Annotated in this window: 24 protein-coding genes; 14 read left to right on the top strand and 10 right to left on the bottom strand. The window is 68.9% G+C overall.

The window, feature by feature from the left end; genetic code table 11:
• Positions 1-60: 60 nt before the first annotated feature.
• Positions 61-981, bottom strand: coding sequence for a DNA-binding protein YbiB (gene ybiB / locus BW991_RS16380; RefSeq protein WP_076603188.1), 921 nt, complete (start codon positions 979-981; stop codon positions 61-63).
• A gap of 49 nt (positions 982-1,030) precedes the next feature.
• On the opposite strand from ybiB, the gene BW991_RS16385 reads away from it, so the two are divergent.
• The 3 genes from BW991_RS16385 to BW991_RS23905 are packed head-to-tail and all read left to right on the top strand — an operon-like array spanning position 1,031 to position 2,956.
• Entirely contained in the window at positions 1,031-1,915 is an 885-nt protein-coding gene (locus BW991_RS16385) for a 2-hydroxy-3-oxopropionate reductase (RefSeq protein WP_076603189.1), read from the top strand.
• The gene (locus tag BW991_RS16390; RefSeq protein WP_076603190.1) at positions 1,915-2,796 is read left to right on the top strand and encodes an NAD(P)-dependent oxidoreductase; all 882 of its coding nucleotides are present in this window, start codon (positions 1,915-1,917) and stop codon (positions 2,794-2,796) included. Before BW991_RS16385 ends, BW991_RS16390 begins: the two co-directional genes overlap by 1 nt.
• Positions 2,789-2,956: a hypothetical protein gene (locus BW991_RS23905; RefSeq protein WP_170879121.1), complete on the top strand. Its 168-nt coding sequence runs from the start codon at positions 2,789-2,791 to the stop codon at positions 2,954-2,956. Before BW991_RS16390 ends, BW991_RS23905 begins: the two co-directional genes overlap by 8 nt.
• 150 nt (positions 2,957-3,106) lie before the next feature.
• On the opposite strand, the gene BW991_RS16395 is transcribed toward BW991_RS23905, so the two are convergent.
• Positions 3,107-3,760 carry a class II aldolase/adducin family protein gene (locus BW991_RS16395; protein ID WP_076603191.1) on the bottom strand — a complete coding sequence of 218 codons (654 nt, stop codon included), beginning with the start codon at positions 3,758-3,760 and terminating at the stop codon, positions 3,107-3,109.
• On the bottom strand, positions 3,757-4,824 hold the full coding sequence (mtnA, locus tag BW991_RS16400; RefSeq protein WP_076603192.1) for an S-methyl-5-thioribose-1-phosphate isomerase: 1,068 nt from the start codon (positions 4,822-4,824) through the stop codon (positions 3,757-3,759). Before mtnA ends, BW991_RS16395 begins: the two co-directional genes overlap by 4 nt.
• Before the next feature lie 374 nt (positions 4,825-5,198).
• Here mtnA and BW991_RS16405 point away from each other — a divergent pair, with 374 nt between their 5' ends.
• Genes BW991_RS16405 through BW991_RS16420 form a run of 4 tightly spaced genes read left to right on the top strand, consistent with a single transcriptional unit; the run spans position 5,199 to position 9,611 of the window.
• Positions 5,199-6,356, top strand: a complete 1,158-nt coding sequence (locus BW991_RS16405; protein WP_076603290.1) for a pyridoxal phosphate-dependent aminotransferase — start codon at positions 5,199-5,201, stop codon at positions 6,354-6,356.
• A gap of 53 nt (positions 6,357-6,409) precedes the next feature.
• Positions 6,410-6,652: a PP0621 family protein gene (locus BW991_RS16410; RefSeq protein ID WP_076603193.1), complete on the top strand. Its 243-nt coding sequence runs from the start codon at positions 6,410-6,412 to the stop codon at positions 6,650-6,652.
• Positions 6,653-6,654: 2 nt separating this feature from the next.
• The gene (locus BW991_RS16415) at positions 6,655-8,223 is read left to right on the top strand and encodes a sensor histidine kinase (protein WP_076603194.1); all 1,569 of its coding nucleotides are present in this window, start codon (positions 6,655-6,657) and stop codon (positions 8,221-8,223) included.
• Positions 8,220-9,611 carry a sigma-54-dependent transcriptional regulator gene (locus BW991_RS16420; RefSeq protein WP_076603195.1) on the top strand — a complete coding sequence of 464 codons (1,392 nt, stop codon included), beginning with the start codon at positions 8,220-8,222 and terminating at the stop codon, positions 9,609-9,611. The genes BW991_RS16415 and BW991_RS16420 overlap by 4 nt, the downstream gene beginning before the upstream one ends.
• Positions 9,612-9,871: 260 nt before the next feature.
• Here BW991_RS16420 and BW991_RS16425 read toward each other — a convergent pair whose 3' ends face one another.
• From BW991_RS16425 to BW991_RS16445, 5 genes are all read right to left on the bottom strand, one after another.
• Complete coding sequence (locus tag BW991_RS16425) at positions 9,872-10,414, bottom strand: pilin (protein ID WP_076603196.1); 543 nt, start codon at positions 10,412-10,414, stop codon at positions 9,872-9,874.
• Positions 10,415-10,890: 476 nt separating this feature from the next.
• On the bottom strand, positions 10,891-14,052 hold the full coding sequence (locus BW991_RS16430) for an efflux RND transporter permease subunit (protein ID WP_076603197.1): 3,162 nt from the start codon (positions 14,050-14,052) through the stop codon (positions 10,891-10,893).
• Between the two features lie 12 nt (positions 14,053-14,064).
• Positions 14,065-15,633 carry an efflux RND transporter periplasmic adaptor subunit gene (locus tag BW991_RS16435; RefSeq protein ID WP_076603198.1) on the bottom strand — a complete coding sequence of 523 codons (1,569 nt, stop codon included), beginning with the start codon at positions 15,631-15,633 and terminating at the stop codon, positions 14,065-14,067.
• A complete protein-coding gene (locus BW991_RS16440; RefSeq protein WP_076603199.1) occupies positions 15,630-16,994 on the bottom strand; it encodes a TolC family protein in 1,365 nt (454 codons plus the stop codon). The genes BW991_RS16435 and BW991_RS16440 overlap by 4 nt, the downstream gene beginning before the upstream one ends.
• 224 nt (positions 16,995-17,218) lie before the next feature.
• The gene (locus tag BW991_RS16445) at positions 17,219-17,581 is read right to left on the bottom strand and encodes a copper-binding protein (RefSeq protein ID WP_076603200.1); all 363 of its coding nucleotides are present in this window, start codon (positions 17,579-17,581) and stop codon (positions 17,219-17,221) included.
• A gap of 157 nt (positions 17,582-17,738) precedes the next feature.
• On the opposite strand from BW991_RS16445, the gene BW991_RS16450 reads away from it, so the two are divergent.
• From BW991_RS16450 to BW991_RS16480, 7 genes are all read left to right on the top strand, one after another.
• Positions 17,739-18,410: a heavy metal response regulator transcription factor gene (locus BW991_RS16450; protein ID WP_076603201.1), complete on the top strand. Its 672-nt coding sequence runs from the start codon at positions 17,739-17,741 to the stop codon at positions 18,408-18,410.
• Entirely contained in the window at positions 18,410-19,891 is a 1,482-nt protein-coding gene (locus BW991_RS16455) for a heavy metal sensor histidine kinase (protein ID WP_076603202.1), read from the top strand. Before BW991_RS16450 ends, BW991_RS16455 begins: the two co-directional genes overlap by 1 nt.
• A gap of 14 nt (positions 19,892-19,905) precedes the next feature.
• Positions 19,906-20,373 (top strand): DUF411 domain-containing protein, encoded by a 468-nt coding sequence (locus BW991_RS16460; RefSeq protein WP_076603203.1) that lies wholly within the window; start codon positions 19,906-19,908, stop codon positions 20,371-20,373.
• Between the two features lie 43 nt (positions 20,374-20,416).
• Positions 20,417-20,752, top strand: coding sequence for a hypothetical protein (locus tag BW991_RS16465; RefSeq protein ID WP_076603204.1), 336 nt, complete (start codon positions 20,417-20,419; stop codon positions 20,750-20,752).
• Positions 20,742-21,206 (top strand): c-type cytochrome, encoded by a 465-nt coding sequence (locus BW991_RS16470; protein ID WP_076603205.1) that lies wholly within the window; start codon positions 20,742-20,744, stop codon positions 21,204-21,206. The genes BW991_RS16465 and BW991_RS16470 overlap by 11 nt, the downstream gene beginning before the upstream one ends.
• 271 nt (positions 21,207-21,477) lie before the next feature.
• Positions 21,478-22,185 (top strand): AzlC family ABC transporter permease, encoded by a 708-nt coding sequence (locus BW991_RS16475; protein WP_076603206.1) that lies wholly within the window; start codon positions 21,478-21,480, stop codon positions 22,183-22,185.
• Complete coding sequence (locus BW991_RS16480; RefSeq protein WP_076603207.1) at positions 22,179-22,505, top strand: AzlD domain-containing protein; 327 nt, start codon at positions 22,179-22,181, stop codon at positions 22,503-22,505. The genes BW991_RS16475 and BW991_RS16480 overlap by 7 nt, the downstream gene beginning before the upstream one ends.
• Before the next feature lie 80 nt (positions 22,506-22,585).
• Here the strand turns inward: BW991_RS16480 and BW991_RS16485 are convergent, their stop codons facing one another.
• Both BW991_RS16485 and BW991_RS16490 read right to left on the bottom strand, forming a co-directional pair.
• The gene (locus BW991_RS16485) at positions 22,586-23,512 is read right to left on the bottom strand and encodes a bestrophin family protein (protein WP_244551728.1); all 927 of its coding nucleotides are present in this window, start codon (positions 23,510-23,512) and stop codon (positions 22,586-22,588) included.
• Positions 23,513-23,630: 118 nt separating this feature from the next.
• The gene (locus tag BW991_RS16490; protein WP_076603208.1) at positions 23,631-24,098 is read right to left on the bottom strand and encodes a rhodanese-like domain-containing protein; all 468 of its coding nucleotides are present in this window, start codon (positions 24,096-24,098) and stop codon (positions 23,631-23,633) included.
• Positions 24,099-24,204 lie beyond the last annotated feature (106 nt).

Raw genomic sequence — 24,204 nt, forward strand, 5'->3', positions numbered from 1 at the left:
TTGACACATCCGGCCCTCGGCTCCTCCATCCCCGCGAATCTGCCCCGCTCCGGACGGCGCTCAGGCTTCGGTGGCGAGCCGCACGAGCAGCGCCGCCTGGTCGAGCACCGGTTGCGGCACCGGGACCTTGCCGGCCAGCATCGCGCGGATCAGCGCGGCATTCTCCTCGACTGCCGGCGCATCCGGCAGCCCTTCCAGCGGCGGCGCGCCGCCTTCTTCCGCTGGCCAGCCGAGCTCGGCCACCCCATCACGGAATACCTGCATCGCCGGCCGCCGGCGCGGGTTCGCGTAGGCCTCGCCCTCGGTGCCGCGCATCAGCAGTGCGCGCCCGCCGTCGGCGACGAGGAACTCGTGCATGCGCTCGAGATACTCCGGGTGCGTGACGGCGACCACCCGCACGCTGCGTCCGAGGCACGGGTCGACGAGCTTCGCCATCGTGTGCCCGCTGCCGCGCACGCCCAGGCGCAGGCGCAGCGCGAGCAGGCGGTCTAGCCCCGGCAGCAGTTCGTCGAGGCGCAGGCAGGCGATGCGTTTCCCGGCGAGTTCGCGGTGCGCTTCCCCGATCCCGAGCGCCGGATGGATGTCGAGCGCGGCGAGCAGCTCGAACGGACTCACGCGCGACTCGAAGTCGTGCCGCCCCTGGATCAGTACCGGCACCCCTTCGCGCGCCAGCAGCAGCGCGACGAGCGGCATCAGGTTGGCCTGGCGGCGCGCGCCGTTGTAGGTCGGCAGGATCACGCAGCGCGGGCCCGGCGGCACCGCGAGCTGCGGGCAGCGGGCGTCGATCGCGCGCTTGAAGCCCAGCAGCTCGTCGCGCGATTCGCTCTTGATGCGCAGCGACACGATGATCGCGCCGAGTTCGAGGTCCGGCACCTTGCCGTCCAGCATGTCGCCGAACAGCTGCTCCGCCTGGGCGGCGTCGAGGTCGCGCGCGCCCTTGGCGCCACGGCCGATTTCCTTGATGATGGGGGCGTAGGTCATGGCGAAGATTATGCGTCGCCATGCGCGTTCCAGCCACAGGAGAATCGAAATGGAAGTCGGATTCATCGGCCTCGGCCTGATGGGGCGCCCGATGGCGCTGAACCTGATGAAGGCCGGTCACAAGGTGCACGTGTGGAGCCGGCGGCGCGAGTCGATGCAGCCGCTGCTCGACGCCGGCGCGGGTGAGTGCGCGAGCGCCGCGGAGCTCGCATCGCGCGCCGAGGTCGTCATCAGCATGGTCGCGGATGCGCCCGACGTCGAACACGTCGCGCTCGGCCCGCAGGGCGTGGCCGAAGGCGCCCGGCCGGGGCTGATCTTCGTCGACATGAGCACCATCGCCCCGGCCGCCGCACAGGCGATCGCCGCGAAGCTCAAGGCGCGCGGCATCGAGATGCTGGATGCGCCGGTGTCGGGCGGCGAGATCGGCGCGATCAACGCGACCCTGACGATCATGGTCGGCGGCGATGCGGCCGCCTTCGAACGCGTGAAGCCCGCGTTCGAGGCGCTGGGCAAGACGGTGTCGCTGATCGGCGCGAGCGGCGCCGGCCAGGTCGCCAAGGCGTGCAACCAGATCCTCACCGGCGTCGGCGTCGCGGCGGTCGCCGAGGCGATGAACTTCGCGAAAAAGAGCGGTGTGGATGCCGCGAAGGTGCGCGAGGCGCTGCTCGGCGGCTTCGCCTACTCCCGGATCCTGGAGAACCACGGCCAGCGCATGCTGGATCGCAACTTCAAGCCCGGCTTCAAGGCGTGGATGCACCAGAAGGACCTGCGCATCGTGATGGAAGAAGCGCACCGCCTCGGCCTCGCGCTCCCGACCTCAGCCGCGACCGCGCAGATGCTCAACGCGATGGTGGGTAGCGGCCTCGGGGAGAACGACTCGATCGCGATGCTGAAGCTCCTCGAACGCATGAGCGGCGGGGAGGGGCAGGACTGATGGAGGTCGGTTTCGTCGGCCTGGGCGCGATGGGGCGCCCGATGGCGCAGCACCTGCAGCGCGCCGGCCATCGGCTGCACCTGTGGGCGCGCCGCCCCGAAAGCGCCGCGCCCTTCGCCGGCACGGGCGCGGTCGTGCATGCGACGCCCGCCGAACTCGCCGCCGCGACGGACGTCGCGTTCACGATCATCACGACCAGCGAGGACGTCGAGCGCGTCGCGCTGGGCGAGGGCGGATTCGTCGAAGGTGCGCGGCCGGGCTGGGTGCATGTGGACATGAGCACCATCGCGCCGGGTACGACGCGTCGCGTCGCGGCCGCGCTGGCAAAACGCGGGGCGGCGATGCTGGATGCGCCGGTGTCGGGCGGATCGGCGGCGGCCGAGGCGGGGACGGTCGCGATGATGGTCGGCGGCGATGCGGCGGTGCTGGAGCGCGTGCGTCCGCTGCTCGCGTGCTTCGCCCGCGCGGTCGTGCACGTGGGCGACAACGGCGCGGGCGAGGTCGCCAAGGCGTGCAACCAGATGGTGATGGTCGCCGCGATCCAGGCCTGCGCCGAGGCGATGCTGCTCGCGCAGGCGCACGGCGTCGATGCGTCGAAGGTCCGCGAGGCCTTGCTGGGCGGTTCGGCCTCGTCGCGCATGCTCGACGTGATGGGGGACCGGATGATCCGGCGGGATTTCGCCGCCGGCATCGAGGCGCGCCTGCATCACAAGGACTTCGGCATCCTCATGGACGAAGCGGCGCGCCTGGGCACGCCGCTGCCGATCGCCGCGCAGGTGTGGCAACAGCTCAACGCGCTGATGTCACAGGGCGGCGCGCACGACGACACGTCGAGCCTGATCCGTGTGCTCGAGCGTGCGTCGGGACGGGGCGATGAGTGACGACTCGGGTCTGGGCCTCGTCGGCGCTTATGTCGCCGACGTGCTCGGCGACAAGGCTGCGCGCAAGTGGCGCTGGCTCCGCTGGTTGCGGTATGCGAGCGGGGTGCTGCTGTTTCTGGTGATTGCCTTGCTGATGCTGCTGAGCTTCGCGAACCCGTAGGCTGGTCGTAGGGCGGATGAGCCGCGGGCGTTATCCGCCGCCCCGCGGATTTTCAAGCTCCCAACGAAATACCGTTCGGGCTGAGCTTGTCGAAGCCCTGCCAATGCCCTTCGACAAGCTCAGGGCGAACGGAGGTGGCCCGATGCCGTCCTATTTCGCCCGCGGCTTGCCGTACCAGCGGAAGCGCTCGACGACCTCGGCCATCTCGTCGTCTGAGAGCAGCACCGGTTCGCCGATCTGGCGGGTGCGCCAATACTGCTCGCACAGCGTCTCGAACTCGATCGCGAGATCGAGCGCGTTGTCGAGATCGCGCCCGAACACGAGCATGCCGTGGTTCGCCATCAGACAGGCCGAGCGTCCCTCCATCGCGGCGAGGATGTTGTCCGACAGTGCCTGCGTGCCGAAGGTTGCGTAGCGCGCGCAGTGCACGGCGTTGCCGCCGAAGCGCGCGATCATGTAGTGGAAGGGCGGGATCTCGATGCGCTGGCACGCGAGCGCGGTCGCGAAGGGCGCGTGCGCGTGCAGGATCGCGCCCGCTTCCGGGCGTCGCGCGTAGAGGTCGTGGTGGAAGCGCCATTCGCTCGATGGCGCGAGGCGTCCCCTGACGCTTCCGTCGCCGGCCACGATCACCATGTCGTCGGGCGTGCAGGCGCCGGGAGGCATGCCGCTGGGGGTGATCAGCATGCCGCCGTCGATGCGCACGCTGACGTTGCCCGCGGTGCCGGTATTGAGCCCGGCCGTGCTCATCGCGCGGGCGGTCGCGAGGAGTTGCTCGCGCAGCTTGATATCGACCGTGAGGCTCATCGCGCCGCGTCCGGATACAGGTCGCGCAGCCGTCCGGGGGCGCACACGCCGCGCTCGGTGATGATGCCGGTGATGCAACGGGCGGGCGTCACGTCGAAGGCGGGGTTGGCTGCGGCGGTGGACTCGGGGGCGAGGCGCAGGCTCTTCACCGCGCCGTCGCTGTCGAGACCGAGCACCGTGCACACTTCCGCCGGGCCGCGATCCTCGATCGGGATCGCGCCGCCGTCGGCGCAGCCGAAATCGACGGTCGAGAACGGGGCGGCGATGTAGAAGGGCACGCCGTGCTCGCGCGCGGCGAGCGCCTTGAGATAGGTCCCCACCTTGTTCGCGGCGTCGCCGTTGGCCGCGACGCGGTCGGCGCCGGTGATCACGACGTCGACCTCGCCGCGCGCGAGGAGGATACCGGCCGCGTTGTCGGCGATGAGGCGCAGCGGCACGCCCGCTTCGCGCAGTTCCCATGCGGTCAGGAGGCCCTGGTTGCGTGGCCGCGTCTCGCTGACCCACACTTCGATCGCGAGGCCGCGCGCCTGCGCCTCATATACGGGGGCGAGCGCGGTGCCGGCGCCGCAGGTCGCGAGCCAGCCGGCGTTGCAGTGGGTCATCACGCGCAGCGGGCGGTCGAGCCCGGCGGCGAGGCGTTCGAGGATCGCGTAACCGTGTCTGCCGATCGCGGCGCACATCTCGGCGTCGTCGCGGTGGATCGCTTCGGCTTCGCGCCAAGCCGCTGCGGGGCGTTCGGTCGCCGCCAAGGGGAGCAGGCGTTCGCGCATCTGTCCGAGCGCCCAGTGCAGGTTCACCGCGGTCGGCCGGGTTGCCGCGAGCGTCGTCAGTGCATGGTCGAGGCGCGCGTCGCTCGCATCGGTTGCGAGGGCGATGGCGACACCGTAGGCCGCGGTCGCGCCGATGAGCGGGGCGCCGCGTACCTGCATCGAATGGATCGCGGTGGCGACCTCTTCGAGCGTCGTCAGGCGGCGCAGTTCACACGCGTGCGGCAGCAGGGCCTGGTCGAGGATGACGACGGCGTCGCCGTCGCGGCGGATGGTGGGAATGGGCTGGGTAAACATCGGGGTATTTTAGCCGGGCGGGCGGTGCGACTGTTGAGTCCGGGGCTTGCCCGCACGTCGGGAGGTGTCCGCGGTCGCAGAACCGTTCCCGACGTGGGGGCGTGTTTGTCCGCGGGGCAGGCGCTCGCGGCCTTCGGCTTCCCGGTGCATGACGATTTGCGGGGGAGTCGCTGCAAACTCGCCCGCTGCGCGGGCTCAGACATGCACCGCCTTGTTTCCCCCGCAAACCGCCCTGCACCGGCGCTCGCGGACAGCCCCGCGGACAGACGCGCCCCCACGGGTGAGCCGCGTGCCAAACTGCATGTGTGGCTTGATTGGTGAATGTGACGGGCTCTGCCAGAATGCTCCGATCCGCCGAACACGACCTGCACGCCATGCCGCATTTTCCCGCCCCTCTCGAATCCCGCCTGCCGAATGTCGGCACGACGATCTTCACCGTGATGTCGCGCCTGGCGCAGGAATGCGGCGCGATCAATCTCTCTCAGGGATATCCGGATTTCAACGCCGAGGACGTGCTGTTCGAACGTGTCGCGCACTGGATGCGCGCGGGGCACAACCAGTACGCACCGATGGCTGGCGTGGCACCGCTGCGCGAGGCGATCGCCGGCAAGGTTGCCGCCCTCTACGGCACGGAATACCACGCCGAGGCCGAGGTCACGGTGACGGCCGGTGCGACGCAGGCGCTGTTTACCGCGGTTGCGGCGCTGGTCCATCCGGGCGACGAGGTGATCGTGTTCGAACCCGTGTATGACTCGTACGCCCCGGCGATCGAGTTGCAGGGCGGGCGCGTCGTGCGCATGCAGCTGGCGGCGCCGGACTATCGACCGGACTGGGGTGCGGTGGCCGAGGCGATCACGCCGCGCACGCGCATGATCATGATCAACAGCCCGCACAACCCGACGGCGATGGTGTGGACGGCGGGTGACATGGCGCGGCTGGCGGCGCTGACGCACGGAACCGGCATCGTGATCGTCTCGGACGAGGTCTACGAGCACATCGTCTTCGACGGCCGGCGTCATGAGAGCTGCGCCCGCCATCCGGAACTGGCCGCGCGCAGCCTCATCGTGTCGAGCTTCGGCAAGACTTACCACATCACCGGCTGGAAGGTCGGTTACGTCGTCGGGCCGCGCGAGCTGATGGCGGAATTCCGCAAGGTGCATCAGTTCAACGTGTTCACCGTGAACACGCCGGTGCAGCTCGCACTGGCCGACTACATGGCGGATGCCGCACGTCACGAGAGGCTCGCGGCGTTCTACGAGGCCAAGCGCGATTTCTTCCGCGAGGCGCTGGCCGGCTCGCGTTTCGAGCTGCTGCCATCGTCCGGTACCTATTTCCAGCTTGCACGCTTCGGCGCGATCTCGGACGAGCCCGATACCGCCTTCGTGCAGCGGCTCACGCGCGACACGGGTGTCGCGGCGATCCCCGTGTCGGCTTTCTTCGCCGACGGCCGCGACGAGCGTGTGATCCGCTTCTGCTTCGCGAAGAGCGAGGCGACGCTGGCGGCAGCCTGCGAACGCCTGCGGCAGGTCTGACGCTGGCTGCGTGCTAAACTCCTGCGGCTGATATCCCGCTCACATCGTTCATCGTGCGAAACCTGCTCCTCTTCGTCCTCGTTCTGGTCGGCATCTGGTGGGTGCGTCGCGCCTTGAACCGGCCGCGCGACGGGAACGGGTCGGCCGGCGAGCGCCGGAAAGGTGTGCCCGAACGCATGCTCGGCTGTGACCACTGCGGTGTGCACGTGCCGGAAAGCGAAGGCATTCGCGACGGCGATCGCTTCTTCTGTTGCGAGGAGCATCGCCGGCTCGGCGCTCGGCACCGGGAAACCTGAGGATGCGCGCCGCTGCGGACGAACGACGCGACCTCGCGCGCCGAGGCCCCCTGCGCTACCTCAACCTCTTTCGCCTGATCCTCGCCGGGCTCTTCCTCGTCGCGGGCCTCGAGCTCAATCTCGGCGCGGATGCGCCGCAAGTGTTCAACGCCGCGGCCATTGCCTACCTCGCCGCCGTGCTGGCGCTGGGCTTCCCCGATGCGGCGCGGCGCTTTGGTGTCGACCGCGTCATCACCCTGCAGACCGTCATCGACATCGGCGTCCTGGCCGCGATGATGTGGGCCAGCGGCGGTTACCGCAGCGGCATACCGGTGCTGATGATGGTCGTGCTGGCCGGCGTCGGCCTTGTCGCCGAAGGGCGCATGGTGCTCTTCTACGCTGCGCTTGCCACTGTCGCGGTGCTGGCCGAGAACGTCTGGCGATTCGTCGCCGGGGAACGGGCGGCGGACTTCGTGCAGGTAGCCTTCGTCTGCACGGCCTTCTTCGGCATCGCGATCACGGCGCGCTTCCTCGCGTTACGCGCAAAGGCCAACGAATCGCTGGCGGTGCAGCGCGGCGAGGCGCTCGCCAAGCAGCAGGCCGTCAACGAGCGCATCATCCACGACATGCAGGATGGCGTGCTGGTGGTCGCCGCGGACGGTGTCGTCAGTCAGGCCAATCCGCGTGCCGCGGAGCTGCTGGGCTTGACCAGCGTCGATGGCCTGCGCCTGACCGACGTCGACGAGAATTTCGCCGAGGTGCCCACGTGTTGCAGCACGCCCGAAGGCAGCCTGCGCCGCCTCGGACCGGCAGGGAAGCTGCTGCGTTGCCGTGCCGTCGGCGCGCAGGACGACGTCGACGGGCAGCGCGCCGCGGGCGGCGAGACGGTGATCTATCTGACCGATTTCGAGGAGATCCAGACCCATATCCAGCAGCTCAAGCTGGCCGCGCTGGGGCGTCTCACGGCCAGCATGGCGCACGAGATCCGCAATCCGCTGTCTGCCGTCACGCAGGCGGCCGAGCTGTTGACGGAGGAGAAGCGCGGCGACGTTCAGGTACGCCTGGTGCGCATCATCAACGACAATGCCAAGCGCATCGAGCGGATGATCCGCGATGTGCTGGCGCTGGGACGACGCGACGAAACGCTGCCCGAGGCATTGCCGCTGGCGTCCTTCGCGTGCGGCTTGCTCGACGAATTTGCCCTGCGCGGCGGTGCCGAGCGCCAAGTCTTCGCGCTGGACATCCCCGGCGATGTGACCTTCGCCGTCGACCGCGCGCACATGCACCAGATCCTCGACAACCTGATCGGCAACGCCCGCCGCTACTGCTCGGGGGCGCCCGGTTCGGTGCACGTGTACGCCCGCGTCGAGGCCGGCGGACGGGTTGCCGTGCATGTCGTCGACGACGGTCCCGGCATTGCCGCGGCCGATCGTGCGCGCATGTTCGAGCCCTTCTTCACGACGCACCCCAAGGGTACCGGCCTGGGCCTCTATATCTCCCGCGAACTGGCCGAAGCCAATGGCGCCACGCTCGAATTGCGCGACAATGCGCCCGGCGCCCATTTCGTGCTCACCGGACGGAGTCAGCCATGAATACACCCGAACGACGTAACCGCCCCGCCGGAATCGACGTCCTGGTCGTCGACGACGAGGAGGACATCCGCGAAGTTCTGGAACTCTCGCTGCTGCGCATGGGGCTCGCGTGCGATACCGCCGGGACCGTCGAGGAGGCGCGTCGCCTGCTCGGCGAAAAGAACTACCGCCTGTGCCTCACCGACATGCGCCTGCCCGACGGCGACGGGCTGGAACTCGTCGCGCACATCCAGTCGCACTTACCGGGCCTGCCCGTCGCCGTGATCACCGCCTTCGGCAGCATCGAAACGGCGATCCGCGCGCTGAAGTGCGGCGCCTTCGATTTCGTCACCAAACCCGTCGAACTCAAGGCCCTGCGCGAGCTGGTCAGCCACGCCCTGAAACTGCAGGCCGCGGCGGCACCGACGCCCGGCGCCGGCGGCACGACGCGCACGCTCATCGGCAACTCTGCGGCGCTCGAGCACCTGCGCGCGCAGATTGCCAAGCTCGCGCGCAACCAGGCACCGGTGTTCATCCAGGGCGAATCCGGCACCGGCAAGGAAGTGATCGCGCGCCTCATCCACGAGCTCGGCCCGCGTGCATCGGCCCCGTTCGTGCCGGTGAACTGCGGCGCCATTCCGCCCGAACTCATGGAAAGCGAGTTCTTCGGGCACCGCAAGGGCGCCTTCACCGGCGCCGTGTTCGACAAGGACGGCCTCTTTCAGGCTGCGCGCGGCGGCACCCTGTTCCTCGACGAGGTTGCCGACCTGCCGCTGGCGATGCAGGTGAAGCTGCTGCGCGCGATCCAGGAGCGTGCGGTGCGCCCGGTCGGCGCCCACGCCGAAGAATCCGTCGACGTCCGCATCCTGTCCGCCTCGCACCGCGACCTCGCGCAGCTCGTCGCCGACGGCAAGTTCCGCCAGGATCTCTATTTCCGCATCAACGTCATCACGCTGCGCGTGCCTCCGCTGCGCGAACGCCCGGAAGATATCCCGGAGCTTGCCGGGCACATCCTCGCGCGGCTCGCCGACCGCGACGGCGTCCCGCCGCACCGCCTGGCGCCCGATGCCTCCGCCGCGCTGAAGCAGCACCCCTTTCCCGGCAACGTCCGCGAACTCGAAAACCTGCTCGAACGCGCCTGCGCGCTATGTGACGGCGACGAAATCCGTGCCGGCGACATCGACCTGCACCCGACCGAAGGCATCGCCCAGCCTTTCAGGGTTTTCGGGGCGGCGGATTCCTGCGGCGCGGATCTGGACGCCGACAGCAGCGAGGATGGTGAGGACGAACGCGTACGGATTCTGCGGATGCTCGACGAGACGCGCTGGAACCGCTCCGAGGCTGCGCGGCGCTTGGGGATGACGCTCAGGCAGTTGCGCTATCGCTTGCAGAAGTGGGGGATGGAGTAGGCGAACGCGAGGCCGTCCGCAGCTGCCTGTTCCGTGCGCATGACCAGGTTGACGGCTGCGGATGCATTCAGGACGACACGCATCCTCTGGCGCTCCCGGTCGTCGCGGATCACGGCTTCCGGTGCGGGAAGCGTGCTCGCAATCCCTTCTTCCGAAAGAGACTGGGTCCCTTTGTTCTAAAAGCAAAAGGGATCGCCTCGGCGATCCCTTCATTCACGCGGCGGAAGGCGCTTCGCTTTTCCGCCCTACGCTAGCTATTCTTACTTGCACGAGCCCGGTGCATACTTGGCGAGCACGGTACCCGGCGTAGTGCCTGTCATTCCCGACGCGGTCGATGCGGCCTGAGTTACTGATGCGCAGGACCAGTCGAGACTCCCCGTGGTACCGGCAGTCAAAGCAGCGTCCAACGTAACAGCAGTGCCAGCGCCGGCGGCACGCACGAACGGACGGATGACGAGCGTATTCTGACCTGCGATAACGCCGGTAGATGCCGGATTATACGTAATCGTAATTTCGCCAGTTGTGCCACTCATCAACACGGAGTTGACGTACTTACTGTTAGCGCCAGTATTTGCAGCCTGCGCGTTCCAAACTGTCGCAAGCGCCGCAAGGTCAGTCGCAGTAGCCGAACCTTCGGTTGCAATGCGCGCCTTGGCATCACCGGCCAAACCGAAGCCTTCAGTCAAGCGGGCCCTAATCGTGTAATCCTGATACGCCGGCAGCGCCACCGCCGCCAAGATACCGATAATCGCCACAACGATCATCAGTTCGATCAGGGTAAAGCCTTGCTGAACCTTTTTCATGATGCTTCTCCTTGAGGGAAACCACGGAAAATCCGCTTGTCTACCCTGTTGCAATGGCTATGCCAGATTCCCAAGGCGCGCATTCCCCGCACGGAATCCTTCAGAAAACCTCGCCAACCCAAAGACTTAAGGAGTCAACGTCCCGTCAGGGTTTGAGGCCGCATGACATTCCTCTGTGACAATTGTCACAATTTGCGTCAACAGCCGACGTGATGACGTGCGGAAATGTCAGATGTTGACAATGTCTTGGGCGCGGAGCGGTGACGCCGCAGCAGTCGGCACGTTTGAGGCATCAGGCCCCGAGCCTTTAGAACCCCTGAAACAGCAGATTCACGAGCGACGCTGGGGTGAGGGGACCCGGCGCAGCGGACGTTGCTGCCGCGCCCTCAGATCGATTCCGGTTCGAGCCAGCACGAGTCGCGAGTCGCGACGAACGAAATTTCACCTCAAGAACCCCGACGGGACGACGGGCGGTGTCAGTGGGGGGCTGATCGAGGCAGGGCGGTCGCGTCCCGCCCCCGCCGCAACTCCCACTCCTTCACCAGCGCATAAATCGCCGGAATCACGCCCAGCGTCAGTACCGTCGAGGACAGCATGCCGCCGACCATCGGGGCGGCGATGCGGCTCATGACCTCGGAGCCGGTGCCGGTGCCCCACATGATCGGCAAGAGGCCGGCGATGATCGCGACGACGGTCATCATCTTCGGGCGCACGCGCTCGACGGCGCCTTCCATGATGGCGTGGTAGAGGTCGGCGGCGTCGGGCTGGCGGCCGTCGGCGAGGCGTTTGGCGCGGATGGCTTCCCATGCGTGGTCGAGGTAGATCAGCATGACGACGCCGGTTTCGGCGGCGACGCCGGCGAGCGCGATGAAGCCGACGGCCACCGCGACGCTCATGTTGTAGCCGAGCCACCACATCAGCCAGATGCCGCCGACCAGCGCGAAGGGCACCGAGAGCATGACGATGAGGGTCTCGGTGAGGCGGCGGAAGTTGAGGTAGAGGAGCAGGAAGATGATCGCGAGCGTCAGGGGGACGACGACGACGAGTTTTTCCTTGGCGCGCTCCATGAATTCGAACTGGCCGCTCCAGGTGGCGTAGTAGCCGGGCGGGAAGTCGACCTTTTCGGTGACCGCGCGGCGGGCGTCGGCGACGTAGGAGCCGATGTCGCGGTCGCGGATGTCGACGAACACGTAGGCGGCGAGGAGCGCGTTTTCGGTGCGGATCGCCGGGGCGCCTTTCGTGAGCGAGACCTTGGCGAGCTGGCCGAGGGGGAGGTTGCCGCCGACGGGCAGCGGCACGAAGACTTCCGCGGCGATGCGGCGCGGGTCGTCGCGCAGGTCGCGTGGGTAGCGCACGGCGACGGTGTAGCGTTCCAGGCCTTCGACGGTGGTGGTGACGGGTTCGCCGCCCAAGGCGGTGGCGACGACCATCTGGAAGTCGTCGACGGTGATGCCGTAACGCGCGAGCTGGACGCGGTCGGGCGTGATGTCGAGGTAGAAGCCGCCGGTTACGCGCTCGGCGTAGGCGCTGGTGGTGCCGGGCACGTCGCGCACGGCGGCTTCGACTTCACGCGCGAGCCGTTCGATGGTGGCGAGGTCCTTGCCGAAGACCTTCACGCCGATCGGGGTGCGGATGCCGGTCGACAGCATGTCGAGGCGGGCCTTGATCGGCATGGTCCAGGAGTTGGCGACGCCCGGGAACTTGAGCGCGGCGTCCATCTCGGCGATGAGCTTGTCGGTCGTCATGCCGGGACGCCATTCGGACTGCGGCTTGAGGTTGATGACGGTCTCGAACATCTCCAGCGGTGCCGGGTCGGTGGCGCTGTTGGCGCGGCCTGCCTTGCCGTAGACGGACTCGACTTCGGGGAAGGTCTTGATGATGCGGTCGGTGGTCTGCAGCAGTTCGCCGGCCTTGGTGACCGACATGCCGGGCAGCGACGCGGGCATGTAGAACAGCGTGCCTTCGTTGAGCGTCGGCATGAACTCGGCGCCGATGCGCTGGGCGGGGAAGATCGTGATCGCCATCGACGCGACCGCGGCGACGAGCGTGAGCCAGCGGTGGCGCATGACCCACGCGATGATCGGGCGGTACAGCCAGATCAGCACGCGGTTCACCGGGTTCTTCGCCTCCGGCATGATGCGGCCGCGGATGAAGAGCATCATCAGCACCGGCACGAGCGTCACGGACAGGAGTGCCGCGCCGGCCATCGCGAAGGTCTTGGTGAAGGCGAGCGGCGAGAACATGCGGCCTTCCTGGCCTTCGAGCGTGAACACCGGCAGGAAGGAGACGGTGATGATCAGCAGCGAGAAGAACAGCGCGGGGCCGACTTCCTTGCAGGCGCGGATCATCGCCTCGGCGCGTGCCGTGTGCGGGGCGTCGTCGGGGACCTGTTCGAGGCGCTTGTGGGCGTTCTCGATCATCACGATCGCGGCGTCGACCATCGCGCCGATGGCGATGGCGATGCCGCCCAGGCTCATGATGTTGGAGCCGAGGCCGAGGGAGTGCATCGCGATGAAGGCGATGAGGATGCCGATCGGCAGGGTGATGATGGCGACCAGCGCGCTGCGGACGTGCATCAGGAAGATGATGCACACGGCGGCGACGATCAGGCTTTCCTCGATGAGGGTGGTCTTGAGGTTGGCGATGGCGCGTTCGATCAGTGCCGAGCGGTCGTAGACCGGGACGATGGAGGTGCCTTCGGGGAGTCCCGCGGAGATCTCGGTGATCTTGGCCTTGACGTTGGCGATCACTTCCAGCGCATTCTGGCCGAAGCGCGCCATGACGATGCCGGAGGCGACTTCGCCTTCGCCGTTGAGCTCGGCGATGCCGCGCCGCTCGGCCGGCACCATCTCGACGCGCGCGATGTCGCGCACCAGCACCGGCGTGCCGCCCTCGCTCTTGAGCACGAGGTTGCCGATGTCCTCGGCGTTCCTGAGGTAGCCGCGGCCGCGCACCATGTACTCGGTTTCGGCCAGTTCGACGACGCGTCCGCCGACGTCGCGGTTGGAGGCGCGGATGACCTGCGCGACGCGGTCGAGCGGGATGCCGTAAGTGGCGAGGCGGTGCGGGTCGACGGTGACCTGGTATTCCTTGACGAAGCCGCCGAGGCTCGCGACTTCGGCGACGCCGTGGGCCTTGGTGAGCTGGTAGCGCACGTACCAGTCCTGCAGGCTGCGCAGTTCGGCGAGCGAGCGGTCCTTGCCGGTGAGCGCGTATTGATAGACCCAGCCGACGCCGGTCGCGTCCGGCCCGATCTGCGGCGCGACGCCTGCGGGCATGCGGGCGGCAGCCGAGGACAGGTATTCGAGCACGCGCGAACGCGCCCAGTAGATGTCGGTGCCGTCCTCGAAGATCACGTACACGTACGACGCGCCGAACATCGAGAAGCCGCGCACGACCTTGGCCTTGGGCACCGCCAGCAGCGCGGTCGTGAGCGGGTAGGTGACCTGGTCCTCGACGACCTGCGGCGCCTGGCCGGGGAAGTCGGCGTAGACGATGACCTGCACGTCGGAGAGGTCGGGCAGGGCGTCGACAGGCGTCTTCTTCAGCGCATAGAGGCCGGCGGCGCTGACGAACAGCGTCGCGAGCAGGACGAGGACGACGTTGCGCGCGGACCAGTCGATGAGGCGATTGAGCATGCCGGTGACCCCTCAGTGTCCCTTGTGCCCGCTGGCGGCGGCGGGTTCGATGCGGGTGATCGTGAATTCGCCCTGCGCTCGCTGTTCGAATTCGAAGCGGATCGGGGTGCCCGGCGCAACGCCCTTGGCGACATCCGGCGAGGCCAAGTTGAAGTCCATCGTCATCGGCGGCCATTTCAGCGCGGGGATTGCGCCGTGGGTGATGCTGACGGTGCCGGCGGAGGTGTCGATCGCGTCCAGCGTGCCGTCGGCGGAGTAGTTCGGCACGGCAGCGCCTCCGTCCTTGCCGGCGGTGAAGGTCGCGAGCGCGGCGCGCAGGTTGCTTTCGGCATCGATCAGGAAGTTCGCTGACACGACGACGCGGTCGCCGGCGGCGATGCCTTCGATGATCTCGATGTGATCGCTGCCGCGGCGGCCGACCTTGACTGCCTTCGGCAGGAAGCGACCTTCGTCCTGCGCGACGAGCACGACCTGGCGCTCGCCGCTGTCGATCATCGCGGAGGCGGGGACCGTCAGCACGGGGGCGGCCTTGCCGGTGGCGACTTCGGCGTGTGCGAAGAGGCCCGGGCGCAGGAGCCCCTCGGGGTTCGCGAGTTCGAGGCGGATGGACACGGTGCGGGTCGCGGCGTCGAGCGTCGGATACAGGTAGGCCACTTTCGCCGGGAAGCTGCGCCCGGGGAAGGCGTCGAGCGTCACGGTTGCCGGCTGGCCGGGTTTTACGCGCGCGAGGTCGCGCTCATACACGTCGGCGAGCACCCACACGCTCGACAGGTCGGCGATGCGGTAGAGCGCCTCGCCGGGCATGAAACGCATGCCCTCGACGGCCTTTTTCTCCAGCACGATGCCGTTCGCGGGCGATGTGAAGGTGAGCCGTCCGCTGCCGGGAGAGGTGACGGAAGGCCCGTCGGTGCCGGCCTTGGCCCCCTCGGGCAGCTTCATCTGCCAGTTCGAGACGCGTGCGCGGGTCGCCTCCGCGAGGCGGCGGGCCGATTCGGCGGCTGCCGGGTCGGCCGCGGCGTCGCGCTGCAGGCGTTCGGCGATCTGCAGTTCGCTGCCGGCCGACATCAGTTCCGGGCTGTACACGGAGAACAGCGCCTGGCCGCGGCGCACCGGGTCGCCGTTGGCGTTGACGTGCAGACGTTCGATCCAGCCTTCGAAGCGCGGCGCGACGTCGACGATGGTGCGCTCGTTGATCGCGACACGGCCGACGACGCGGACGGGTTCGTCGAGCGCGCGCAGCTCGGCGAGCGCCGTGCGCACGCCCAGCGTCTGCAGGCGCGACGGGCTCACGGTCACGGTGCCGGTGTCGTCGGCGCCTGCGTCCTCGCCTTCATACACAGGGATGTAGTCCATGCCCATGGAGTCCTTCTTGGGTACCGGCGAGGTGTCGGGCAGGCCCATCGGGTTGCGGTAGTACAGGATCTTCTTGCCGCCCGTGTTTTCCGCGGGTGCGGGTGCGGTGGCGTCGGCAGAAGTGGCGGGGGCGGGATGGTCCGCGTTGCGGGTGCCGGCGAAGTAGCCGGCGGCGAGGGCGAGCGCGACCGCGGCGGCGCCGGCGGCGAGTTGTGCGGCGGGCTTCACAGGGATTCTCCGACCAGTTTCTCGATTTCGAACAGGGCCATGCGGGCTTCGACTTCCGACTGCAGCAGGCTCATGCGGGTGTCGACCAGCTGGCGCTCGGCTTCGAGCACCGCGTCGAAGTCGGCGCGCCCGGTCTCGAAGGCCGCGCGCGTCGCGTCGCGTGTCGCCTGTGCTTGCGGCAGCAGCGTGGCGCGGAGGAGGCGCTGGCTTTCCTGGCTGCTCGTGTAGTTCGCCCAGGCGGCGCCGAGCTCGCCCGCGAGGCGTGCGCCGGTCGCCTCGCGCTTCGCGTCGGCGGCCGTGAGCATGTGGGCGGCCTCGCGCTCGCGGGCGCGGCGTGCCGACTGCTGCAGCGGGATCATCACTTCGAACATCAGGTCCCAGGATTGGTCCTCGCCGCGCGGGCGGTTGTTGGTGAGGCCGATCGAGTAGTCGGGGTAGCGGTCGGCCCAGGTGCGTTCGCGTTCCAGGCGGGCAGCCTCGATGCCGCGCTCGTCCGCCGCGAGGGCCGGGTTGGTGCTGCGGGCGCGGTCGGCGAGGGCGGGCAGGTCGAGCACGGCGGGGAGCGCGGGCGGTTCGACGGGGGCGGCGAGCGGGCTATGCGGTGCGCGCGCGAGCAGGCCGTTGAGGGCCGCGACGGCGCCGCGGCGGCGCTGTTCGATGCCGACCTGCGCGAGGCGTTGGCTGGTGATCTCGCGCTGGGCGCGCAGCACCGCCTGCTGCGGGGCGAGACCCTGGCGGTAGCGTGCGAGGGTGGCTTCCTCGAGGCCACCGAGCAGTGCGAGCGATTCCCGCGCGAGGGCGGCTTCGCGGTCGGCCGCGTAGTAGCGAAGCCACGCCTGCTTGATGGTCATGGCGAGATCCAGCCAGGCGGCGTCGAGCCCGGCCGCGGCCTGCTCGGCCTTGGCGGCGGCGGCGCGGCTCTGCAGGTCGCGCTTGCCCCAGCCCGGCAGCGGCTGGATGAAACGGTAGCGGGTCTCGCCTACGCGGCCGGGCACCAGCGTCGTGCCGCCGCCGCGCATCTCGTTGGTGAAGTCCATCAGCTCGACCTGCACGTTCGGGTCGGGCAGGGCGCCGGCGGAGTCGATGCGTTCGCGTGCCGCGGCGGTTTCGGCGCGTTGGGCGGCGAAGGCGGGGTTCGTCGTGCGGGCGTGTTCCAGCAGGCCGGCGATGTCGGCGCCGAGGGGGGGCGCCTGATTCACCGCAGGGGCGGTTGGAATGACCGGGAACGTTCGGGCGATCGATGGGGCTGGTGGCGGGTTTGCGTCCTCGGCGTGGGCCGTCACCGCGACAACCAGCAGGCTTGCGACCAGGAGCGAGGCCGGGGCGTGCGGCCGGTGCGTTCCTGCGTGGGACGAGTTCATCGTCGGGACTCCGCGAAGGCGTTGTTGTTTGCGGCGGCGGGGCAGCTGCCGTGTTGTTCGTGGTGTGACGGCCGCCGGGGGCGGCGCCGGGCGTCCTGCGAGTCGCCGGGCGGGCTCCGTTCGGCGGACCCAATTAGCGAATGCGGCAATCAAATACCTCCGTTCGCCCTGAGCCTGTCGAAGGGCATTGGCAGGGCTTCGACAGGCTCAGCCAGAACGGTCATTCAATGGTTCGCGACTTCCAGCTGCGTAACGGTAAACACACCATCGACGCGTTCGGCGACGAAGCGGATCTTGTCGCCCGTCTTGACCTGGTCGAGCATCGCCGCATTGCCTGCGCGGAAGGCCATCGTCATTGCCGGCATGCCGAGGTTTTCGAGCGGTCCGTGGGCGATCGTGATCTTTCCGGCGGCTTTGTCGACCTTGCGCACGGCACCTTCGGACATCTTCGCGGTGCTGGCGGCGGTTGCAGCGACAGGAACGGCTGCCGGCGCGTGGCTGTGCGCGTCATGGCTCATCTGCGCCAGCGCCGGCGCGGCGGACATCGCGAACAGGGCGAGGGTTGCGACGAGGGCAAGGGGTTTCATGGTGCGTACTCCGTGTATGGCCGGGGATTGGATGCAGTATGAAAACCGGCTCCGGACAGAAAGCTGACCCGAGGGTTACATCTTTGTAATCTTGAGCCGTGTCCGGCGCAGGCGGGCACAATGCGTTCCGTGGTGAGTTGGTGGCAAGGAGCCCGTGGTGAAGATCCTGATCGTCGAAGACGAGTCCAAGACCGGCGATTATCTCAGGCAGGGCCTGGTTGAGGCCGGCTTCGTCGTCGATCTCGCGCGCGACGGCATGGACGGGCTGCATCTGGCGCTGACCGGCGACTACGATCTGGTGATCCTCGACGTGATGCTGCCGGGCCTCGACGGCTGGAGCGTGCTGCAGACGGTGCGGCGCGCGGGGCGCGAGATGCCGGTGCTGTTCCTCACCGCGCGCGACCAGGTCGAGGACCGCGTGCGCGGGCTGGAGCTCGGCGCCGACGACTACCTGGTGAAGCCCTTCGCCTTTTCCGAGCTCCTTGCGCGCGTGCGCACGCTGCTGCGCCGCGGCAAGTCGAAGGAGCCGGACGTGCTGCGCGCCGCCGACCTCGAACTGGACCTGCTGCGCCGGCGCGTGACGCGCGGCGGGCAGCGCATCGACCTCACCGCGAAGGAATTCGGCCTGCTGGAGCTGTTGCTGCGCCGCCAGGGCGAGGTATTGCCGCGCTCGCTGATCGCGTCGCAGGTGTGGGACATGAACTTCGACAGCGATACCAACGTGATCGAGGTCGCGGTGCGCCGCCTGCGCGCGAAGGTGGATGATCCCTTCGAGCCGAAGCTGATCCGCACCGTGCGCGGCATGGGTTACGTGCTCGAGGCGCCGTGATGCCGCGACTGTCGCTGACGCTGCGCCTGACGCTGCTCTTCGGCGGGCTGTTTGCCGCCGTGCTGCTGGGCCTGGGTATCTATATCTCGGCGACGGTCGAGCGCCATTTCGAGGAAGGCGACCTCGTCGAGTTGCACGGCAAGCTCGAACTGGCGCGTTCGGTGCTCGCGCAGGTGGGCGACGAGGCGGATTTCGCGAACGTCGCGCAGCAACTCGACAGCGCGCTGGTGGGGCACCACAGCCTGTCGATCGCGGTGCTGAGGGACGAGGGCCGCGGCGAGATCCTGTTCGCGTCGTCGGGGGCGGATTTCCCGGCGCAGGAGGCGCGGGTCGATCCCGGCGGCGATCCGGCCGCCTATCCGCCGGCGCGCACCTGGGAACAGGGCGGGCACATCTACCGCGGCGTGGTCGCGAGCGCGCGCACGGGCATTGCAGGTGCTCCCGCGGCGCGCGTGGTGGTGTCGATGGACATCGAGCATCACCGCGCCTTCATGCGCGACTTCGAGCGTTCGCTGTGGTTTGCGGTGGCGCTGGCGATCGTCGCAACGGGTCTGCTCGGCGCGGTCGCGGCGCGTGGCGGGCTCGCACCGCTGCGCAAGATGGCGGAGGTCGCGCGCGGCGTCTCGGCGCAGCATCTCGCAGCGCGCATCGACACGCGCAGGCTGCCGGTGGAGCTGGAGGCGCTGGCGGGCGAGCTCAACGCGATGATGGCGCGGCTCGAGGACGGGTTCCGGCGGCTGAGCGAGTTCTCGTCGGACATCGCGCACGAGCTGCGTACGCCGGTGAGCAACCTGATGACGCAGACCGAGGTTGCGCTCGGGCGCGCGCGCAATGCGGACGAATACCGCGAGATCCTGACGTCGAACCTCGAGGAATACGAGCGGCTCGCGCGCATGATCGCCGACATGCTTTTCATCGCGCAGGCGGACAACGGCCTGCTGCCGCGGCCGGCCGAAACGCTGTCGCTCGCCGGGGAGGCGGGCGCACTGGCGGAGTTCTACGAGGCGCTGGTCGAGGAGAAGGGCCTGCGGCTGGAGGTGGGCGGCGATGCGCGCGTGCAGGGCGACCGGCTGATGCTGCGGCGCGCGGTGTCGAACCTGTTGTCGAACGCGCTGCGCCATGCGGCGCCGGGCGGCGTCGTTCGCATCGCGATCGATACGGCCGGGGGCGAGGCGCGGCTGGCGGTCAGCAACCCCGGGGAGACGATCCCGCCCGAACATCTCGCGCGCATCTTCGATCGCTTCCATCGCGTCGACCCCGCGCGCTCCCGCCAGGGCGACGGCGCAGGGCTGGGGCTCGCGATCACGCGCTCCATCGTCGAAGCGCACGGCGGCCGCGTCGGCGTGGAATCCGCCGGTGGCCTCACCACTTTCACGCTGTATCTGCCGCTCGCGTCCGCCGATGCGCGATTCGCGGCAGCCGGTGCCCGCGGGACGGAACCTCCGTCCGCCGGAACGGGCCAAACGTCGGCAATCGTCTGAGTTCGAGGAAGATCATGAAGTCGCATACCCCGTCCCGTCCCGCCCGTTCCCTCGCCCTCGTCGCGACGCTGGCGCTGGCCGCCGCGTTCGCGGCGCCGGTGTTCGCTGCCGGCGAGGAAGTGGTGATGTACAAGGATCCCAACTGCGGCTGCTGCGGCAAGTGGGCCGAGCACATGCGCGCGGCGGGCTTCTCCGTGAAGGAGATCAAGAGCACCGACATGGGCACGATCAAGCGCGGGGCGGGGGTGCCGCAGGCGCAGGCCTCCTGTCATACTGCCAAGGTTGGCGGGTATTTCGTCGAAGGGCATGTGCCCGCGGCCGACGTGAAGCGCCTGCTGGCGGAGAAGCCGAAGGTCGCGGGCATCGCGGCGCCGGGCATGCCGCAGGGCTCGCCCGGTATGGAAGGGCCCTTCCCCGCCGACCGCTACGACGTCGTGAGCGTGACGGCGGACGGCAAGACGCGGGTCTTCGCCAGCCATTGAGCCCTCATTGAGCCGCGTTGCGCGGGGCTCCGGAGAGTCGAACATGTGCAGGAAACTTGCCGCCGCCCTGGGGGCGGCCGTGTTGCTGACGACGAGCGCGGGGGTGTCCGCGCAGCAGGCGGGAACCGTCACCGGCGACCGTGCCGGCGACATGACGGCCGACCTTCTGCTCGTACGACCGCTCGGCGTGGTCGGCACGGTGATCGGCGCCGCGGTGTTCGTCGTTGCGCTGCCCTTCACGCTGCCGACGGGCTCCGCGGGCGATGCCGCGCATGAACTCGTCGGCAAACCGTTCGAGTACACCTTCAACCGCCCGCTCGGCGACTTCCAGCACTGCGGGGCGGACCGCCACCCGTGCGGCGACCGGCGTGACCCGTAAGGCGGGCGGGCGGCTGCATGCCGCGGCGCTCGTCGCGGTCGCGCTTGTGGGCGTGGCAGGCTGTGGCGGCGGGGCCGAGGGCCGCATCGATCCGAAGGATGCGGCGCAGGTCGCGCGCGGAGAACCGCTGTACCGTCGCCACTGCGCGTCCTGTCACGGCGCCACGCTCGAAGGGCAGCCCGACTGGCGTCAGCGCAAGGCCGACGGACGGCTGCCGGCGCCGCCGCACGATGCGTCCGGCCACACCTGGCATCACCCGAACGAGTTGCTCGTGAATATCGTGCGCGACGGCATGGTGCCGCCGTGGGCGCCCGAGGGCTACGCGAGCGACATGCCGGCGTTCGCCCGCGTGCTGTCCGACGACGAGATCCGCGCGACGCTGGCCTTCATCCAGAGCACCTGGCCGGCCGAGGTGTGGGCCGCGCGCGCGCAGATGGCGCAGCAGCGGCGCTGATCGCTCAGGGCAATCGCACCAACTCGCGTAGGACGGGAGGAGCGCAGCGTATCCCGCCAATCCAGGCGTTGGAATCCGTCCAACCGCCGCGTGGCGGGATGCGCCATGCTCCTCCCGCCGTACGTATCCCGCCGATTATCGACAAGATCCACCGGCGACGTCACGCCGACTGCATTCGTGCGGTTGCCCGGCGTTGAATGACCTTCGCCTGCCGATGCGGCGGCAGGACTGGTATCCTAAAGCGCTTTCCCGTTTCGGGTGAGCTTCCCCAATGAATGAATCCTTCAAGCGCGGCGCCCGCGAGGGCCTGACGCTGATGCTGCCGATGTCGGTCGGCCTGCTGCCGTGGGCGATCGTCACGGGCGTGGCGATGCGCTCGACCGGCCTGTCGGCGGTCGAGTCGCTGGGCATGAACCTGATCGTCTATGCGGGCACCGCCCAGCTCGGCACGCTGCCGCTGATCGCTGCCGGCGCGCCGCTGTGGCTGATCTTCGTCACCGCGCTGGTGCTCAACCTGCGCTTCGTGATCTTCAGCGCCGCGCTGGCGCCGGCCTTCCACGGCGCGTCGTGGTCGAAGCGCCTGCTGTCGGGCTATCTGCTCGTCGACGGCCTGTTCGTGCTGTGTGCCGACCGGCTGCTGCGCAGCGACGATCCGCATTGGCGCTGGGGCTTCTACGTGGCCCCGGCGATGCTGTGCTGGAGCATGTGGCAGCTCGGCGGCCTCGTCGGCGTGCTCGGCGCGGGCGTGTTCCCGAAGGATTGGTCGCTGGAGTTCATGACGACGATCGCGCTGATGGTGATGCTGGTGCCGATGGTGAAACAGCGCGCGATGCTCGTCGCCGCGCTGGTCGGCGGCCTGGGGGCCGTGCTGTTGCGCGGCTTGCCGCTCCGGCTCGGCGTCATCGCCGGGATCGCCTTGGGCATCGCGGCCGGTTTCGTTGCCGAGCGCTGGTCGGAGAAGCGGAGGCAGGCATGGTAGATGGGGTATGGCTGTGGCTGACGCTGTTTGCGATCGGCTCGACGACGATCCTCACGCGCGGCAGCTTCGTGCTCGGCGGCGAGGGCGCGCGCCTGCCGCCGGCGCTGCAGCGTGCGCTGCGTTATGCGCCCGCTGCGGCGCTGTCCGCGCTGATCATGCCGGACCTGCTGCTCGATGCGGGCGCGTTCGACCCGGCGAATCCCAAGCTCGCGGCCGGCATCGTCGTCGCGCTCGCCGCGGTGCGCTCGCGCAGTCCGTGGCTGCCCTTCATCGCCGGCATGGGCGTGCTCCTCCTGCTGCGCAAGGGGCTGGGCTGGTAGCGCCGTGATGGTCGGTAGGGCGGGATGCGCTTCGCTCCTTCCGCCCTACGATGCTCCGCCGGGTTGGTAGCGGACGGCGCTCAGGTCAGCAGGTAATTCGCGTCGGGGACGGGGGCGGGCGGTGGGGTTTCGCCGAGCATTTCGCGCAGGCTGGCGTCGATGCCGGCGACCAGCGCATCGAGCGCCAGATCGTTGGGCATCGTGCCGAAGGGATCGTCGATCTCGTCGCTGAGCGCTTCGAGCGCGAAGAAGGTGTAAGAGACGAAACACACGATCAGCGGCGTCATGATCCCGATCGAATCCACCAGGCCGAACGGCAGCAGCATGCAGTAGAAGTAGGCGCTGCGATGCAGGATCACCGAGTAGGTGAAGGGCAGCGGCGTGTTGGCGATGCGCTCGCAGCCGCCGAGCGCGCCGGAGAGCTCGTTGAGCGACTGCTCCATCTGCTGCGCGGCGATGGCGTCGAGCTCGCCGGCATCGCGGCGCGTGCGCAGCCATTCGCCCAGCCACAGCAGGATCAGCGCGGGACCGAAGCGCGCGGTGCGCACGCGCTCGACGAGGTCCATGGGCAGCAGTCCGGCGAGGTCGGTGTCGCGCGGACGTGCGCGCAGTTGGTTGCGCATCGCCGTCGCGAAGCCGACCAGGCCCAGCACGAACTCGCGCTGCGTCGTGCTCGGCGTGGCGAGGTTGAGCGCCTGGCGCGCGAGGTTGCGCGCTTCGACGAGGACCGCGCCCCACAGCTTGCGCGCTTCCCAGTAGCGGTCGTAGCTCGCGTTGATGCGGAAGCCGAGGAAGATCGCGAACGCGACGCCCATCAGCGAGAACGGCGCCGCCGTAAGGGTGACCTTCCAGTGGAAGAGCTGTCCGTGCAGCAGCACGACGGCGCAGGACAGCGCGAAGATGAACAGTTGCTGGGACAGGATGCGCGGGACGAGCGAGCCGCGGCGGACGAAAAGCAGATGGACCCAGTGCGGGCGGGGACGGAGGATCACGGCGGGGGCGGGCATGTCGCGGATGCGACGGAAGGCGCGATTCTCGCAGGTTTGGTGCGCCCCTTGGGTGAAATTTGCTGCAGTGCAGCGTCTGTGCAACGGAGCCGCGGCCTGCGGCTCCGCCGCGTTCCCGTCAGCAGACCTTGCAGGCTTCGACCGGCAGGCCGCTCCTGATCCAGCCCGGGCCGGCGGCGCTGCCGCTCATGCCTTCGCGCACGCTGTACACGTTGGTGAAGCCCTGCGCGGCGAGCAGGCGCTGCGCCTGGCCGCTGCGGTTGCCGCTGCGGCAGATGAAGGCGATCGGGGTGTCGCGTTTGCCGCCGACGCGGGCGACCACTTCCTTGACGAAACCTTCCGCTCCGCCCGGATGGTACAGGTTGATCGGCGTTGCGCCCGGTGCGACGCCGGTTTCGCGCCATTCTTCGGGCGTGCGCACGTCGATCAGCGTGATCTTCCCGGCTTTGGCCTTCGCCTGCGCCTCGGCAGGGGTGATTTCGGGCACGGCGCCCTGTTGCGCGCGCACGGCCGAAATGGGCAGCAGGAGGGCAGTTGCGGCGAGCAGCAGCGCACGACGGGTCAGGAGACGGACGGGAAGGGTCATGACGAACTCCGGGAGGATGAGGCTGACGGTGCGTCTTTCTGAGACCGGCCTCCGGTTGCTGAGTTCGTCATATTAGCATGTGCTTGTATATGGACGGAGTCCGCGT

The sequence above is a fragment of the Aromatoleum tolulyticum genome, from assembly GCF_900156155.1.
Lineage (GTDB): Bacteria > Pseudomonadota > Gammaproteobacteria > Burkholderiales > Rhodocyclaceae > Aromatoleum > Aromatoleum tolulyticum.